Genomic DNA, 17,819 nt, shown 5'->3' with positions numbered 1-17,819 from the left:
GGTTACACTCTGTCACGAACGGCCTCCGTGCCTCGGCATGATTGCGTTGGAGCAAACCCTATCATACCAGGTTCGAAGGCCTTCCTTATGCGCGAATCAACGTCAACTCATGAAATATCCGGGTTAGTTTGCAATGCCGCTGTTTCGACCTGGCCGGAGACGGCACGGTGGACCTAGCCGACTTTGCCCTCTTTGCAGTCGCCTTCACCGGGGGATGAGGCCATTCAGCGACTGTCGTCACTCTGTTCGTTTTGAGGGATCCTGACAATGAGATCGCCTCGGACGAACTTTCTTTATCTTGTGATACCATGGTTGTGGTATGCGCGGCCTCCCGAGAAACTTCGTAAGCGTTCGGCCGAACCAATTACCCACAATTCCGTTGGCGATGCAATATCCGAGGTGGGCGTTAGTGAGGCGGTTGAGACCAGGCCATAGAACCATGTTTCTAGGTGGCCGGCCGAGCGCTCGCGACATGTATCCGCCGAGTCTCGCGACGGCGAGCAAATAACGCGACGCGGTGGGCTTAATGGAGCCGGGTGGTTTCGGATCGATATGATCGAGTAGGCGTTGCTCGGTCTTGGTGAGCACGAGCCCGGCAGGCGCGTCTTGGTCGGTACGGTTGATCATGCAAAACCAGAAGATCCGCCAGCTCACGAAACAGTAGATCGATATGAGATTGGTCAAGCGTGTGGCAGTTCGGAGCTTGGCCTCCTCTGCCTCGCAGCCATGCTATCGCTCACGACATTGTGCACTTGTTTGCGCGAGTTTTCGCCATCATCACCAGTGGTTTCAGGCATCAAAGGCCTCACTTCATCAGGGGCCGCGGCATATAGATTGTGTTGCGACTCGCCACCTTTGCGGCGGCCCAGTTGATGGAGTCATGGCTTCCACGACTCGAGCTCTTCGCAGGCACGATCATCGCCTCCGCGATCTGGTCCGATCGACCGGAGTCATTGGACACGCGACGCGACGAGGTATTCCATGCTCGACAGCACGCGGCTGGCTCACCGCGGCTCCCGCCAAGGTCATCACTCTGGACGTCATTGATGCAGACTTTCGTGACCTGCAGCGTGAGGTGCTCGCTCTTCGGCAGCGCGTCGATCGGCTTGTTGCCGTTCTCAGGCTCGTAGTCGTCTTTGTGAGAGTCTGCGGTGCCTCGCTCGCCTACACTCGGCTCCCCGATGCAGCTGTAAAGGTCTCGCTGCTTCGAGCCATCGAGCGCTCGCGTTCCGTCCAGTCGTTGCGCGCCGTTCTGCGCATATTGCAATTGTCGTAGTCGCGGTACCGTTCGTGGAAGCGGGAGGACCGTGCTCAGCCCAAGTGGCGAGAACTCGAGCACAAAAGCGCAGAATGTATTGGCGGGCAGCGGGGAGGACATTTTCAGGAGCTACAGTGTGAGTACTCCTCGTCTGCCGGAAGTCGCGCACATGGCAGAATCGCTGGCTTGGCGCATCCCGTCTATCCACCGTCCTGCGAAGCGCGCTCGAGCTCGGTTCGCCATTTGGCAGCTTCGGCTGGCCGGTCCCACTGCTCGTACAGCCCCACCAGACGCCCAATCGTCTCCCGTCGCGCAATGCTATTCCTGTTTGTTTCGATTCTTGAATAGGTTTGCATCAGGATGGACTCGGCTTCTTTGAACTTCCCCTCTCGAGCACACGCCTCACCCAACATGCTCGCGGTCGTGAGTCGCTGGATGTCGGTGGAGGGCTGTCGGGATTCGCGGATGGTCAGGCTCTCGCGAAGCACAGATTCCGCCTCGGCGAGGCTCCCCTGATTCAAGAGTGCACAACCAAGACCGTCCTTTGCGGCCGCGAGGTCAAGATGATCGGCGGGCAAGATTGGCTGCCAGATGCCCAGTGCCTCCCGGTAGAGCCCTTCGGCACTCGCGAACTTCTTCTGATCGATCATCAGCGAGGCGATATTGTTGATGTTCTGTGCCACGGCGGGATGATCTGGGCCAAGGACAGTCCGGCGTATATCGAGTGCTTCGCGAAGCAAGGATTCCGGTTCAGTTAGGTCTCCGCGCAGGTGAACGAGATTCGCCAGATTGTTAAGTGCATCAGCCACTATCGGGTGCATTGGTCCAAGGAGCCTGCGTCTCATGGCCAGTGCGTCACGGAAAAGCGCCTCGGCCTCGGCGAGATTGCCCTTGTTCTGCATCAAGAGTGCCAAACTGTTCAGGCTCTGTGCGATCTCGATGTTCTCCGCGCCGTACAGACGACGACGCATTTCCAGCGCCGCACGATAATGCCGCTCCGCCTCGTTAAGCTTTCCTTGCACGCGCAGCGAAGCGGCAAGGCCCTGTTCGGCGCCGGCCACGTTCACGTCGTCGCCTGGATGAAGGCGCCGTAGAATCTCAAGGCTCTGGCGCATCAATGATTCCTGCTCCGCATAATTTCCCTCTGCGCCAACCACGCCGGCAAGATTGCCCATGTCCTCGGCCACTCTATCGGCCGCGTCTTCGTTTGACGATCCTTGGTGGAGCGCCAACGCGGCTCGCAGCTGGTGCTCCGCTTCGAGATAGTGGCCAATCGCAAAGTAAGTCGTGCCAATGGTGGAACGCAGATCGGCCTCGACACTCGGTTGACCCCTGAGTTTCCCGGCGTCGACGGTCGCGGCGGCTTCGTCGAGCGCCTGTCGAATGGTGACCTCGCTTCCCTGCGCTTTCGCGGGATCGACAGACGCGAGCATTTCCTGGAGAAAGCTGTTGACGGCTGCAGCCTTTGCTGCAGAGCGCGACGACTCCTCGGAGCGTGTCAGCGCCAGTCTCTCCGCCTCACGCGCTCGGACAAAACCGATGGCCACCCCGATCGTTCCAAGCATGAGGCTTAGCCCAACCGCAGTGGCGCCGATCAGGCCTGCACGGTGGCGGCGAGCGAATTTTCGTAGCCGGTAGCTTCGACGAGGCGGTATCGCCAACACCGGTTCGTCCGCGAGAAATCGCCCAATATCCTCCGCCAGGGCGTTGGCCGTCCCGTAGCGGCGCGAGCGCTCCTTCTCCAGGCACTTCAGGACGATCCAGTCGAGGTCACCCCGAATCGTGCGTGTGAGATTTGCCGGCTCTGATTGGCGTTGCTGCGCGATCTCGAGGGCCCTGGAGCACGAGCGGTTTGTGCCCGCGGACGAAGCGGCGATGGCCGCGAAACGCAAGCTGGGCTTGAGCGGCTCCTCTTCGCGGATGAGCCGCTGGATCTCCGCCAGGGGTGTGGACCGCAGTCGTTCGCGCTGGAGAGGTGTACTCCCCGCGAGTAGTTCATACAGCAACACGCCAAGTGAGTAGACGTCACTTCGCGTGTCGACGTCGATGCCGGCTACCTCGGCCTGCTCCGGACTCATGTACTCCGGCGTTCCGATGAGCTGATGCATTTCGGTAAAGAGGGTCTTGTCGGTGAGACGGGCGCCGGTCGCCTTGGCAATTCCAAAGTCGATTACTTTTGGTACGGGCCGGCCGTCGGCAACGGTGACCAGGACATTGGTCGGCTTGAGGTCTCGATGGATGATCCCTTTCTGATGCGCGTGCTGCACGGCGTGGCAGACATCCCGGAACAGCTCAAGACGTTCACTGACCGCCAATCGTCTCTGGTCGCAGTAGCCCGTCACGGGCTCACCGCGAACCAGTTCCATCACGAAGTAGGGGCGACCCGTCTTTGTGGCGCCGGCGTCCAGCACCCGCGCGATGTTGGGATGATCCATCATCGCCAGCGCCTGCCGCTCGAGCTCAAACCTGGCGATCACCTGCTTGGTGTCCATTCCTGCCTTGATGATCTTCAGGGCCACGCGCCGCTGTACCGGCTCGCACTGTTCGGCCATATATACGGAGCCGAAGCCCCCTTCGCCGATCAACTGCAGCAGTCGATAGCGATCGATGCGCGTGCCCGGAATTTCACCGGGCGGCAGAGCTCTGGGGCGAGCGGCACCCAGGCCGACGCCGGTGGGCGCGCTCATGAACCGAGAATCGTCCAATGTGCCAAGAAGATCTATCGCTTCGTCGGCGGTTTGATGGTCCGAACCGCATGCCTGCCTGATGAACGCTTCACGCTCCACGGCGGGAAGTCGAGCGCTTCGAGAAAGCAATTCCTTGACACGTTCCCGATTGGCGGAGTTCACGGTTTCCGTTCCGACTCTCTCTCCCGCTGCACCCATCGCAAAAGCCACGAGCGGGCGTAGCGCCACTCCCGATCTACGGTACTTGGCGCAATGCCCAGTGCAGCAGCCGTCTCGTCGATCGACAGGCCCGTATAAAAGCGCAATTGTACCACGCTTGCCGCCCGCGGGTCTTCCATGCGAAGCGCCTCGATCGCCGCATCGATTTCGAGCGCGTCCTGGACGGTTTCTTCGTGTGCCAGATCCGCGACGCTGGCAATGGCTCGTATGGCCCCGGCACCGCGTTTTTTGGCCCCGAGGCGGCGGGCGTGCTCGATCAGAATGCGGCGCATCGCCTCCGCTGCGGCCGCATAGAAATGTGCCCGACTGTCCCATCCGAGGTTTCGCCCGTCCACCAGTCGCATGTACGCTTCGTGAACAAGTGCAGTGGCTTGAAGCGTGTGACCGCGTCGCTCGCCGCGCATTCGTCGCGCCGCAAGTTTGTGCAAGGATCGATAGACCAGCGGCAGGAGTTCACGGGCCGCCTGCGCGCTGCCGGCAGCGGCCTCGCCCATGAGGCGCGTGACCTCCGCGGCACCCTCGTCGGGCGATGGCGCGGATTCGTCGAATTCAGAAGCGGAGCGGGTCATACCATGTATCGTGCGCTTGATTATACTTGGCGGCACCGTTCCGGGCGACGCACGCTCGGCATATCCTGTTCGTTGTCATGATTACTGCGCGACAAAGTGAATCTGAACGACGGCGTAGTCACGAAGGTCCACGTCGCCGTCCCCGTCGTAATCCGCCGTAGCGAACAGCAAGTCGCTGCACGTGCCACCGGGCACGGGGCCTGACGGACCGCCAATGCACGAAGCGAAACTGCCGAACATGGCCAGGTTCAATTCACTTAGCGTGACCTGCCTTATGATGCCGCGGTCGGTAATCTGGAGGTCCCTGGCGAACTTTTCCGGTTCGCCATTTGTTTGCAGCAGAATGTGTACCGACGTCGGATGGGTCGGGTCAAGTATCGCGGCTTGGCCGCTCGGTGTTACACCGTCGGGCGTCGACTCGCAACGGATCTTCAGGGCATATAGGTTGCCAGGGCAGTCATCGAGAAGCCCGTCGACCGGATTTATGTCGGTGGCCGTTCCGCAACCGGGAATTCCGAGACACCCGGGGGCTTGGCAACTCCGTTCGCACGCATCGCGCACGCCGTCGGCATTACAGTCCGCGAAGTTGTAGCGGCCGATCTCCTGGCCCGAATCAAGACGGGCGACGATTACAACGTCGTTTTGCTGGGCCACGGGAGCGCCGTTCACAAGCGCCGTACCGTAAAGAATTGCATCGGGTTCGGGAATACCCGCGCTTGCCGCACTCGAACAACACACGACGACACCTGTGACGACTGCACCCATCGTTCGCAACATGGGATAACCCTCCCGCCAGAGAATCCTGCTCTTGCCACTTCCACGCCAACATATTTCATGGGCTTCAGCAGCCCAGGTTCATTCGTTTGCAATGGACCGTTCAACGACCTCTCTGCTTCAATCGACCTTGTCTTCGCGGCTCACCAATTCAAGGTCCAGCGTTCCGATCAATCGAGCACCCACGAGAGAAATCGATCAAAGCCCTCAGCCCCTTGCGCGCCTGCCCCGGCCATCGCGCCGACCTTGACCAGAGTCAAACCCACCGACACTTCCGAGGCTACGATCCCGCCGCTGACCTTGGTGCCGCCAGGAAGACTTGCCGCCCAGTCGCCCGCCGCATTGGCCGCTTGGTGGATCGTGGGCGAACTGTCGTACGTAGCTTGGGCCGTCGCGGCAATCGCCGCGCCCGGGCCGCTGATGAAGCCCCCGATCGTGATAGCGGTGGTCCCACCCAGATGTGCGCCCTTTTCCACCGTGGGATCCTTGATGAACTCGTAGGCCTCCACCGCGTTGGAGGCAATGCCGAGGCCGGTGGCAATCTTGCCAACGACCGGCGAGACTTTGAACGCAGTGAGGTCGCGCGCCGCATCCACTGTGATGTTGGCCGATTCGGCCAAATTGGTTGCGCGACTGTATTCGAGGAAGTCGAGAGCGGAACTGGTCTTGTCCGAGACTTCCGCGGCGGTGTCGATAAGCGAACAGATGCTGTCGTCGTCCTGACCGGTGGGGTCGGTTCGATTCAGCGGGTTGTTCTGCACGTAAGCGTAAAGGTTGGCTTTCCGGGGCTGGGAGAGGTAACCCTGGAGTTCGTCAGGCAAGAGCATACCAGGGCTTCCATACTTCGGGTCCGGCGAAATGAATCGTCCCACAGCGCCGGCCAGGCATCTCGCTTCAAAGTACTGGAGTCTCGACTCTTCATCCTGCTCCTTTTGCGCGAATCCATACGGCTCGTGAGCCGGCGCGCCTGGTTCAAACATGTTCCGCAGACCGCCGAAAGGGTAGAATGCAATCTCCTTTACCAATGCGCCCTGGTGATCAGTGACTACGCTTGCCGAGCCCAGGTGATCGCCGTGATAAAACACGACAGTGCGGGCGTCCGCGCTCTCTGGAAGGATAATGCGCTGAGACGGAGCCGTAAGCCACATCGCCCCGGCGGACGCAAGGAAATCTGGGTTTTCTGCCACGCCGGCTGGCAAAGACTTTTCGCGAAGCAGCCAGTGCAATTGCTGCGGGTCAAGGGCCTGAATCTGCGCGTCGGGCGTGGACACGTGCCGCTCCGGTACGAAGGGCTGCAGCCGAGGCCACGCGACCAGCATTTGTCCGGCGGGAATGACGAGCGGATCCATCGGCGGAAGATATGCGCCTCGGACAGCGACCACGCGAGCGGTAGCCGCATCGACCCAAAGCGCTACTCCGATCGGGACGGGCGAATCCGTCGCCACCGGCCGATAGTCCGTCCCGGTCCATTCGTAGACCTGAGCGTCCTGACCGAACAACTCGCCAATGATCTGCGAGGTCTGCACCGCGATGGTCAGAAGATTCCATCCCGCGACGAGCCGAATGCGCTGCACGCGCATGCGTCCGGGGTCAAGTGTGCCGGTGACTTTGGCCAGCCGCCGATCGGCATCAAAGACATATTTCGTCGGCGCGTTACCGGGACGATCTTCGAAGTTCGGGTTGACGTAGAATGTCCGTTCCACCCGTTCACGCGCCGTGACGAGTTTCACTGTGCGGCGATCCGAGTAGTCATAGACATATTTCGCTTCCGCGCCCGGACGGCGGTAACGCACGAGCCGATTCTTGAAATCCCAGTACAAGGTCGCGCCATCAGTCTCTGTGGTATTGCCGTTGTCGTCGTATTCCGACGTGCCGGCATGCTGCGCGGCGGACAGCGCGTGCGGCCCCGGGGGATCGCCGGGCAGTCGGCCGACACGGTTCTCGGTTCCGGCTGTGCCGCCAATGGTCAAGAGCCCGAGATCCATCGCGGCATCGGTCAGATGCCCGACCTCGCCCTCTGCCGGGGTGGACTGCCTGAGCATATTCCCGATTCGATCATATGAGTAATCGAGTTGGCCCAGGTCGGGCGTGACGCCATCCGCGGGTGCATACTTCACCTGGGTGAGTTGATACAGGTCATCATATTGGAAAGATTGAGTATTCCGTCGCGGCGAATTCACTGGGACTGCCTGCGAGCCCGACTGCGGACGTAGGTCGTCAATGCGTGTGATGTTGGAAGCAGGATCGTAGGTGTAGCCGTAATGGATGAGGTCGCCGCCCTCGGGCGAGACGGTCTGCAACGCGGACAAGCGATCGCGGTCGTCGTAGGAACTTGTGGTGACCACCCCGTTGCCAAATGTGAATTCCGTCGGCCGACCGGTCGGATCATAGCTCGCGCTCGCGACGATGATCTGCCCGCCCGCGCCGCCGCCGGCGGTCTCGAGGAAGGACGCCTCATTGTACGTGTACCCGCATCGATCGCCGTCCGGGTAGTCGACGCTCGTAATGCGATCCATCGTGTCGTAGGCGAAACCCGTCCGAAATGATGTCGCAACGCCGAGCAGCGGATCCAGGATGCGCTTGACCACCCAAACCGGATTGCCGCGGGCATCGTACGAACGATACTCTTGTCCGGAGAGATCCTCGACCGAAGAGAGCCGTCCGCCCGTAAACGTCGCTGTGGCCGATTGTCCGTCGCCGAAGTCCACGTCCTCCGCCGGGATATCGTACACGTAGCGAACGTCCACGGTGTCATCCTGACCACCGCCCTGGTCGAGGTAGTTCTCGGTGACGAGCCGATTGGCATAGTCATAGGTATAGGCGACCTGCCGCGCGCTTGCATCGGTCGTCAGCAGAAGGTTGCCGACGTCGTCGTATTCGTACGTCAGGCTGCCCCTGTCCGGATCGTGCAGCGACGCGTTGCGCCGGAGCGAATCGTAGGTCATCGACTTTCTGTTGCCGTGCGCGTCGACGATGTCAGTGAGACTGCCCAGCGTATTCCACGTGTAGTGTGTATGGCCTTCTTGGGCGGAGTTTCTCGCCTCTGTAACCTCGACGACCCGGCCGAGCCCGTCGATGCGGACCACCAGCGGCGTGTCGGTCGTAGCCATGTCGTTCTCGTCATGCTCCGTTCGCGTGAGGGGGCCGTAGTCGGTGCGTGTTTCCGTTCCATCCGGGTGAATAGTCTGCACGCGACGACCCTGGGCGTCGTACGCCATCGTGTCCTTCGGCATCGTTGGGTCGGGAGCCTCATAGTCAGGTCCCGACGTGAAATAGGGGAGCCATTGTTGGCGAGGGAGCTTGCGACTATTAAACGTGACGGCATCGACGAATCGCCATTGACCGTCCTCGGCTTCGATTTTCGATCCAAGGCCGCGGCCCAGACCGTCGGTGTAGGTATAGGTGTCAAACGTACCACCCCCGAGTTGCTCTCGCACAGAGGTGATGATCCGACTGATGGGCGAGCCCAGCTTGTAGGCGTATCTTGTCTCTGCACCGCCCGGCCGGCGTATGGCAACCGGTCGGCCCAGCGCATCGTATTCCAACGAGGTCGTCGCGCCCGCGAAATCCACCATCGCGGTCACCTTCCCTTGCCCCATGTCGTAAGCCGCGGTCGTAATCAAATCGTAGGATTGCAGATGCACCGCTTCCGACAGTGGGTAGACGTGCAGCACGTCATCGTAGGCGATCGAGCGACTATGATCGTTGGCGTCGATCATCGTAATGACGTTACCGAAGTCGTCGTATTCCCTGCGGACGGCGGAGATGTAGCGATCGCCAGTATCGAGCCAGTCCTGCCGCTCGATGAGGTCGCCGAACTCGTCGTACTCAAACAGGGATTCGGCGACCTTCTCCCCATTGCGATTGCGCGTCGTCGCGTGCGACCTTCGGTCCATCAGCCAGATGTCCGGGTGGTAGGCGAACGTGTTTTCGACGTGTGTTTCATCGCCTTCAGTGTCGGCCACGCCGCGTTGGTCTACCACGAGCGCGTTTCCGAAATCGTCCACCTGGATTTCCGTACGGACGATTACCGGGTTTGCGGTTTGCTCGTAAACCTGCAGGTCGCTCGTGGCGTTGAAGGCGAAGCAAACCTCTTGCCCGTCGGCCGATGTGCCCACGACGCGATCCTGCAGCGTGTTCTCTATACGCTCGAAGTGCGTCCCAGTGGCGTCGCTGACGTCGCGGCTCAAAATCATCCCTTTGCGGCACTCGGCTCCGGCTCCTGTGTCGAATTCATACTTCGTAGTCCGTGTCGGTATTGAATTGTCACCGAGATCATGTGCCACAACATTGGAAAAGCCGCGAAACTCCTGCCTCTTTGGATCGTAGAAGGGGTTGGCATAGTCGAACTCGCGCACAGTCAGGTCGCCCCGCCCATCGTCCTCGGTAATGCGCGCCACCAAAGGGATCGACATTGGCATGCTCGACGTCCAGGGCGTGCCCTGATCTCGCGCCCGTATCATCTGCGTTACGGACGTCTCGTACTCCATCGTCGTCACGAGCCCCAGGCCGTTGTCGACCCGCCGAAGCAGGTGCGGCCGGATGCCTGGCACGAAGTCGAGAAATTGCTCGCGCGTACCCGTCGGTCGATTGCTGTTGGAAATGAGGAAGTCAACGGAACCGTTGCCGTTCATGTCGGCGAAGCGAACGGTGTCGCCCGTTTGAACCGCCGGAAGCCCCAGAATCGTCCGCACCGTATCGAAACCCGATTGCCCGCGGTTCAGGTAATATTGGATGCCGTTGGGCGACGCCGCCGGGCGTACCACGATCAGGTCGGCCAGCGCGTCGCCGTTCACGTCGGCGAAGTCGGAATGCGTGATATCCTGCGCACTGAGCGTTCCTGACAACGGAAGCATAATCGGGCCGTCGAAATTGCCGCGACCGCAACTTGCCCAGTAGACGACCCGCGTGCTTTGAATCCACGCGAGATCGGATATGCGGTCGCCGTTGACATCGGCGACTCGCGCACCGGGATCGTGGAAGCCAAACGCTCCCGTCCCGTCCGAAAGCACCGGGATCGAGATTTCCCGTCCATAACGACCGCCGGACATGAGCATCCACAGGCGATAGCTGTTGTCTGACGTAAACAGAATGTCGTTCATGCGATTGTGGTCGGCGTCGAGCGTCCGACTATCGGCATTCTCAAACGGCCACTTCGGCCAGCTGTCCGTGTTGCCAAGGATGAGTTCACCCGACCAGCTCAGGTGACCGCTGTTCAGAAAGCACTGGAACGTCGTGTCGTTGACCTTGTGGATGAGATCGGCCTCGCCGTCTGCGGAGTGGTCGGCCAAGTGAACGGTGGTCGATCCAAGGTTAAGACTTGGGGCACCCTGGATGGTGACCCCGACGGCATCCCAAGCCAGCTTGCCCGACACATCCATGCCCAGGTTGACGTGCACTTGATGAGACGAGGTGGTAGCCTGCAGCAGATCGGGCAGGCCGTCCTGGTTCATATCGATAAGCTCGACGTTGTCTGAGTCCAGGGCGGCCGGGGGATCTCCCGAGCTTTGAGTGATCGTGGCGGCGACGTCGTCAAGCGGCTGCCACCCCGTATAGTCGAACGTGATCGGTGGCAGGGCCGTTACGCCGTCCGCACCGATCAATATGATTCGGGAAAGCAGCGATTGCAATGTGTCGGGAGCATACTCGAGAACGTAGCGCCGGATCAGAAAGTCCGACACGCCGTCATCGTTAAAGTCGCCCGTCAATGCCCCGGGCGGCACGGGGACGCCTTGGGCGATCACGTCGATTCGGGACACTCTTTGCGCCGTGCGGACCTCGAAGCCGCTGCGAAAATCGGAGTAGACGTCGGGCCGGCCGTGATCGTAGCTTATCACCACAGCATAGAACGAAGGCGCCGCTGGCCAACGAATCTCCTTGCAGTACTTCTGCCCGGGCGAATCGACATCGGAAACGTATCGGTACTCGACGGCATTGCCGTGCAGATCAGTAGTCCGGTCAAGTAGCCATGCGAACACCCGGCTGTTGTCCTCGATGCGTGCCGACGGCGTGGCGCCGAATTCGTGTGCGATGCCCTTCTTTTCGCGGGTCAGCCAACCCGACGGTGTCCGTTCGTACCGAAGAAACCGCGACTCGCTTTCGCTGCGGAAGGTGCCGTCGGCAAGCGGCACCAGCTCCTCGAGGTCCACGCCGCTGTAGCGATCGATCTCTCCCGGGTTGTCGACGACACCGTCGAAATCATCGTCCACGCCATTCGGCGCTTCGACGTAAAGCGGCAGACCGTGGTCGATATTCCGGCAGATCGTGGTCACGCCTGAGAGCCGCCAGCCGAGGCCGAACACGCCGTTCCCGTTGCCGGTGTGATACTGGAGCGACAGCGACGGTCCAAAGCCGGCTGGTCCTTTCGGAAGTTGAAGGACTACGGAGTACGATCCGCTTCCGCTGTTAAGCTGCGGCTGAAAAGACTCCCCCAAGCCCTGAATCGACCCCGGTCCGGACGGAAGCGATATAGCCTGCGGCGATACGCCGTTCTTGTCCGACGCTTCGGCGATTGGAACCAAGAACAGGAAGATGATTCCTAATACTGTGCGCCGTTTCATGGGATCACTCCGTGGTCGTCTCAAGACGGTTTGCCGTAGGCCTTGATGCGGATCTTGATATCGTCGATGCCCAAGTTGGCATCCGGGCTTCTGGGATTTCCATTCGCATCCGCGTCATAAATCAATATCAGCAGCTTTTGCCGCACGACATCGGCGTTGTCGCCGTGGTCCGCGAACTGTCTCCCGGGGATGGCGAGCATCCACTGCGTGTTCCACACCGACCACCCCGCAAGGTCATCCTGAAAAACCGGGTTCTCGGTCTGGCGAACTTGGGCCTGCGAAACTGGGAATCGATTGATCTCGTAGAGATCCGCGGACGTCGCAAGCCGCGGCAAATCAAACACGTCCAGGATGCTCTCGCCCGCGCTGCGGTAGGCCGAAAGCACGCCGGGGATCTTCTGATCCACGACCGCCCAGGTCCGCACCGGCCGCAACGCACAGTCGCCTGTCGTCGGCGTACGCAACATGCTCGACCCCACGGGTAGGAAGTGTGCGAAGATCAGTGGTCCGTCCACACCCAAAGCACTTGGATTGTCCACCCCTTCCAGAAGGATCGCGAACTCGAATAGCTTTGGATTCGAACAGGTGTCGAAGTTGGCCGGCGCCCCAAACTGTGTCCCGCGCCGCCTGCCGAACAGGGTTCGACCGGCCACTTCCGTAGGGAAAGTCAGTACGATTGCCGGGCCGCCGTCGCGATCGCTGTCGATGCTGGCCAGCTGTGCGAAAGCTGGAACCTCAAGCAAATCCTGCACGATGCTCGATTCGAGCACGGCGCGGAACGCCTTGTTCTTCTCCAATTGCTGTTGCGCGGTGTCGTGCGCCGGGTCGATCGCCAGGCCGAGAAGGTTCTTTCGCAAGCTGAATTCGTCGCCGCCCTGGTCGAACAGCGATAGTTTCTGAAGCCGCGACGCGAAGTCGCTTTCCTGACGCCGCTCGTCCAATCTGGCGATGACGCTTTCGAGACCCCGGTCGACTGCCGATTCGGTCCCCAGAAGCTGCTCGCCATACAACGCGCGCATCTCGGTGTCGACCGCGTCGCGCTCGTTGTACTCATACGCAAACGCGCGTGCCGCCAGCATGACGTAGCGGTCAGCCAGATCAAAGAAGGCGCCGTACTGCTCGAGGGCGTGATTGCGGAACGTGCGATAGGCCAGATCGCGGAAGCGAAAGTCCTGCAGCTTGTCCCTCTGGACGCGACGAACGCGGTCTCGCTCGTCGAGTAGCCGCTTGCCCTCCTGGAAGTCCTTGCGCACGACGGCAAATGCCTGGCGGGCCTGATTCTCCGCGACGGCGAGCTCCAGAATCGCCTGTGGAGTTCGCCGCACAAGGTCCTCCAGGGCGATCTCCAGGGACCGGATGGTCTGGTCGTTGGATATCTTCGTGAGCGAGGCAGTCTGCCAGCAGTTGACGCGCAGTTCCTCCTTTTGAAGGTCGAACTGTTCGCTTATGTCGTCGACCGGACTGCTGCCCGACGCGATCTGACCGATGGCTTCGCCTCCGATCCCGAGCGCCCCATTTAGGGCCGATCCGCAGCCCACGGTTCCTCCCGAAAGGGCGCAAGCCGCCGCTTGCTCGAAAAACCCACCCACGCGGCTAAGGAACCCTTGCTCCTGCCGAGCCTTGGCCAGTTCCTCCTGGCGCGCGACGACGCTGAGTTGCTCGTCGCAGGCGTCAGCGCGAATTTCTAGTTCTTCGACCGCCTCCTGGCGAACCAGCGCCACGTGTTCCGCGTGATCCTGAATCGAGGCTTCGAGGTTGGCCAGCGCCTGTCGAGCGATTTGCGCACGCAATGTAGCCGTTCTCAGCTCGAACATCGCCAACTGTACTTGTCCAACTGCGCCGCGCTCCGCCCAACCCAGATCATCCAGCGCCTGGGCGTCGAGCAGGAAGTTGACCAGGTCCGGACTCCCCGGGCAGTCGCCATTGCAGCCTGACTCCAGGAGGTCGTCGTCCGGATCGTTGAGGCCCCCGGTGAGCTGAACGCCGTCTGCGTCGTTGTCCTCGCCGTCGTTGTCCGACTGATCGGAAACCGATGGCAGACCGAAGATTTCGATCAGCCGGTCGTTAAGGCCGACGTCGCTTTCGCGAACCTGGTCCTCGAAGTCTGTAAAGGAGGTCTCGTTGGTTCGCAGTCGATTGAGCGCGAGGTTGGCCCGCTGCAGAATGCCGCGAGCGTTCTTGATAGCGTCGAGCGCCGCGGAGCGAACGATGCCGTAGTGTGAATTGCCGGCGCTGGCACCACCCTCGAGAAAGTCCAGCAGTTGCCCCGGCTGGATGATGCGGAACGGAACGACGTTCGGTACGAGGCCGAGGGGATTCAGCCCGGCACCGGCGGAATTGACGCGCTCCTGCATCTGCTCCACGGTCGAGCATAGGATGCGAACCTCTTCGGCGTTCTGGCGATGAACATCGGCGACGCCTGTGCCGTCGCCCGCCTGCGGTGCCGGCAGAAGGTGGTTCAGCGCCGCCCAATCGAAGTAGGCGCCGACCGCGCCTCGACGAGCCCAATCCGCGATGCCCCACGCCCGCTGGGGATTTGAATCCGTCAGCGGTGTGTCGATGTCCTCCCGGTAGTCGCGGCGAAAGGTCAGTTCCACAATGCGATCAGCCGTTCGCGCTCGCGCCGCCATGGCCGCAGCCATGTTGCGCACCGACCGGAAACCGACGTGGTGAATCACGCCGTCGTCATCCTGGATCGATTCGCAGTCGGCGCCGTTGCAATCCGTGCTGCCGTCAGGAACGACCAGCGATTCCACCAGCAGATCTGCATACTCGGGCGGCACCGGTTCAGCCCCGGCCGCCCCGAATGCGTCCAGATAAGTGGTCGTGGCTGTAAGGTAGTACCCGAAGGCGTCGCCGTAACCTTGAGGGTACGCCTCCGAAGCGGCCGCGTTGTCTGTCGTACTCGAGAAACCATAGTTGGAGCGAAAGCCGATGGAGCCGAGCGCTCCCGTCGTGTTGGGCCGGAGTCTGTTATAGACCGCGGCTCGCTTGGCCGCGCCAAACTGCGGATAGTTGCCATCGGCGTTGCTTGCCAATCCGTCGTCAAGCGGATCCATGGGCGATGCCGGCAGGGCGATTTCACGCCCGCGCAGCAGCGCCAGCTCCTCGGCCATCAACGAGTTGATGCCCGGCAACCCGTTGAACGCAAAGATTCCGGGTACCTGGTCCAGGGAAATCGACTCGCCCAAAGCGCCCTCGCCGACCGTAGGATCCATCGCATCGGAGAAGGCCTCATTGCCCAGCAACATTTCGAATGAAAACAATTCGTTCAGGACCGTCTGGGCTACGTCCGTCGGCAGGCACGAAGGGTTGCGTGCCAGTATGCGAAGGCGCTCGGCCGGATCGCGCGTCGTGCCTGTGCCAAGTGGCGGAAGGCAGCTCCCGCCGGGGCATGGTTCACCCGGGCCACACGTCAGACCGTCACGCGAACCGTCCACGCAGATGCCGCCGCCAGGCGTCTGCCCCGTGTCCGGCTTCCAGGGGCGCCCGTAGTGCTGAATCATCGTGCCAAACGTGGTCGGGCTCACCGGATCGTCGCGTTCCTCCCGAAACACCTGGGTCGCCGCCGCATCCGCGCTGGCGAGTTCGGCCAACACCTGCGGCGCGTCGCACTCATCCGGATGGCCGTTGAGGTCGTTGTCGCAGCTTGTACCGTCAATGACGTCGCACTCGTCGGGTATGCCGTTTCCGTTGCAGTCGGGGTCACAGGCGTCAGGCACGCCATTGTGGTTGCAATCCGCGCCCACCGTGGCGCGTTGGGCGTTTCCTGCCAACGTCAGATCGCTGGAACCCGCCGTGTCCACGAGTATCGTGCCGTCCTCCTCGTCCATCGGCCAGGAAGCCACGAGCCCGTCCGGGTCCAGCGGCTCAGATGTGAACATTGATCCGTGAATCTGCGCCGCATTGCGAACAACATTCCACACCCGCACGTCAGCCAGAAAACCGTCGAGTTGCCGATCTCCGGCTCCGCCCGTTCCTCGACCGATGCGCAGCGTTCCAGACGTCCCACCATCCGGCCCGCCACCGACGCCTCCCACCAGAGCCGGTCGATCGTCGATCTGAACTGCGTATTCGGCATCCTGTGATGGCGGCGCCGTACGCATAACGGCCAGGTGATACCATCGGCCCGGCCGCAGATTCGTATCCGCCACAAACACGGCGTCGGACAGATCGGATCGCTCATGCGTGACAACGACGTCGCCCGTCGCATCCACTTCCACGCCGTACAGCACATTGTTCGCAGGGTCTTCGACATTCCCGCCCAGGACGATCACGGTCTGGGTGACGCCGATGCGCCGCAGGTAGACCCAAGCCTCGATCGTCAGATCACCCGTGATTTCAAGTGCCGGCGGCGGTGCGACCAATTCCGCGAAGCCAACGATTCCGTCGAGCTCCAATACTGTTCTCGTGGTGCGCGTCGACGGGATGGGTGATTCTGCGGCGTCCCACCAGCCGTTGCCGTTGCAGTCCGGCAGCGTGATGAACCATCCTTCGGTATTTCCGGAGGGGTTCAGACCGGTGCCTGCGATGGCCAAGCCATCGGTGGAGATAGCGTTCGCTTGCACCAACGTCCAGCCATCCAACACGCCGACATGGTCGTCCTCGGCGGCGAGTTCACGAAGATTAAGCATGCCCAAGTTTGAATTCCAGATAAACGCGGCGTTGGTCGGAATCGAGAGTGAAGCCGCGCTGTAGCCCACAACGGTGTTTCCGTCGTTGGAGACAGCCAAGGCTTCGCTCTTCACGAATCCACCAGGCAGGTCACCAAGCGCGACAACGGACGCCGGCTCCGAGTCGTGCGCCGGGGTCCAGCGAAAGGCCTCCTGACCGGACAGTGGAAAGATCAGGTTGGCCATGCCGACGACAACGCCGGTGTCTGTTACCGCACGGCCGGTGATGGGAGATACGCTCGTTGCGGAGTCGGCCATGCCGCCGATCAACGCACTACAAACGTTCGGATCAGGGCATGCCAGGTTTGGATTGGGGAAGACCCACGGGACGTTTTGATCTCCCAGCGTACCGACCGAGTAGAAGCCATTGGGTGACACGCCAAAGGCGGTGCGATGAAGACCCGAGATCGGCAGCACCGTTGTGCCGCCGGAAGGCGTCCATCGATACGCAGTGCTGTTTGAAAGGAGATCGTCGGTCGTGTGACCGACGACGACCATGCCGTCGTCCGAGATCGACGTTCCGGACTTGAAGCCGGCATTTGGCAATAGGAGCGGGACCACCGACTCGTCCCCGACCTGGACCGCGCGAAAAGCGTTGGTCACCAAAGCGCCGGGGCCGGGAGGATCGGTCGTGGCGTTCCCGGTAATCACGGTCGCCCCGTCGACCAGGGCGATATCCCTCGCGGTGGAGGAGATGATCCCGTTTGTCAGGTTTACAACGCGAAAGAGCTGCCCATTGGCGAACTTGACCGCTTCCCGACAGTTGCCGCAGGTCGGGGGCGTCGCGTCAGAGGCACTTTCCCCGACCACGACCACTACACCGTTGACGTGAACGACGCCCAATGCGTTGCTGAAAAAGTCTCCACCCGAAAGATCACCGATGCTTTGAAAACAGACGGCGATTTGTGGGTCGCACAACTCGCCGGCAACCGTTGTTCGCGAGGCGGTGAACATCATCAGCGCGAACACGCTCCTCGCCACCAGGCGCCGGCGAACTGTGGTCGTGCGGATTCTCGCCGTACTTCGAAGAGTGTTCTGCTCAGTTTTGTCAAATAGCATATGTTGCATCGGAGCGTTCC

The 17,819-nt window shown here is 61.2% G+C and carries 6 protein-coding genes; all 6 read right to left on the bottom strand.

The features are described from left to right. Positions 1-805: 805 nt before the first annotated feature. On the bottom strand, positions 806-1,267 hold the full coding sequence (locus J5J06_00320) for a hypothetical protein (protein ID MCO6435516.1): 462 nt from the start codon (positions 1,265-1,267) through the stop codon (positions 806-808). A gap of 191 nt (positions 1,268-1,458) precedes the next feature. Next, complete coding sequence (locus J5J06_00315; protein ID MCO6435515.1) at positions 1,459-3,945, bottom strand: serine/threonine protein kinase; 2,487 nt, start codon at positions 3,943-3,945, stop codon at positions 1,459-1,461. Positions 3,946-4,103: 158 nt separating this feature from the next. Then, positions 4,104-4,733: a sigma-70 family RNA polymerase sigma factor gene (locus tag J5J06_00310; GenBank protein ID MCO6435514.1), complete on the bottom strand. Its 630-nt coding sequence runs from the start codon at positions 4,731-4,733 to the stop codon at positions 4,104-4,106. Positions 4,734-4,814: 81 nt separating this feature from the next. Beyond that, complete coding sequence (locus J5J06_00305) at positions 4,815-5,510, bottom strand: hypothetical protein (GenBank protein ID MCO6435513.1); 696 nt, start codon at positions 5,508-5,510, stop codon at positions 4,815-4,817. 167 nt (positions 5,511-5,677) lie between these two features. Next, the gene (locus J5J06_00300) at positions 5,678-12,067 is read right to left on the bottom strand and encodes a VCBS repeat-containing protein (GenBank protein ID MCO6435512.1); all 6,390 of its coding nucleotides are present in this window, start codon (positions 12,065-12,067) and stop codon (positions 5,678-5,680) included. A 20-nt stretch (positions 12,068-12,087) separates the two neighbouring features. Then, the gene (locus J5J06_00295) at positions 12,088-17,808 is read right to left on the bottom strand and encodes a hypothetical protein (protein ID MCO6435511.1); all 5,721 of its coding nucleotides are present in this window, start codon (positions 17,806-17,808) and stop codon (positions 12,088-12,090) included. Positions 17,809-17,819: the final 11 nt, after the last annotated feature.

The sequence above is a fragment of the Phycisphaerae bacterium genome, assembly GCA_024102815.1.
Lineage (GTDB): Bacteria > Planctomycetota > Phycisphaerae > UBA1845 > UBA1845 > JAGFJJ01.
The sequence above is the reverse complement of the archived record's forward strand: the minus strand, read 5'-3'. Positions and strand labels throughout refer to the sequence as shown.

Coding starts and splice junctions, on each gene's coding strand:
- J5J06_00315 (MCO6435515.1), bottom strand. CDS start 3,945: ATGAGCGCGCCCACCGGCGTCGGCCTGGGTGCCGCTCGCCCCAGAGCT.
- J5J06_00310 (MCO6435514.1), bottom strand. CDS start 4,733: ATGACCCGCTCCGCTTCTGAATTCGACGAATCCGCGCCATCGCCCGAC.
- J5J06_00305 (MCO6435513.1), bottom strand. CDS start 5,510: ATGTTGCGAACGATGGGTGCAGTCGTCACAGGTGTCGTCGTGTGTTGT.
- J5J06_00300 (MCO6435512.1), bottom strand. CDS start 12,067: ATGAAACGGCGCACAGTATTAGGAATCATCTTCCTGTTCTTGGTTCCA.
- J5J06_00295 (MCO6435511.1), bottom strand. CDS start 17,808: ATGCAACATATGCTATTTGACAAAACTGAGCAGAACACTCTTCGAAGT.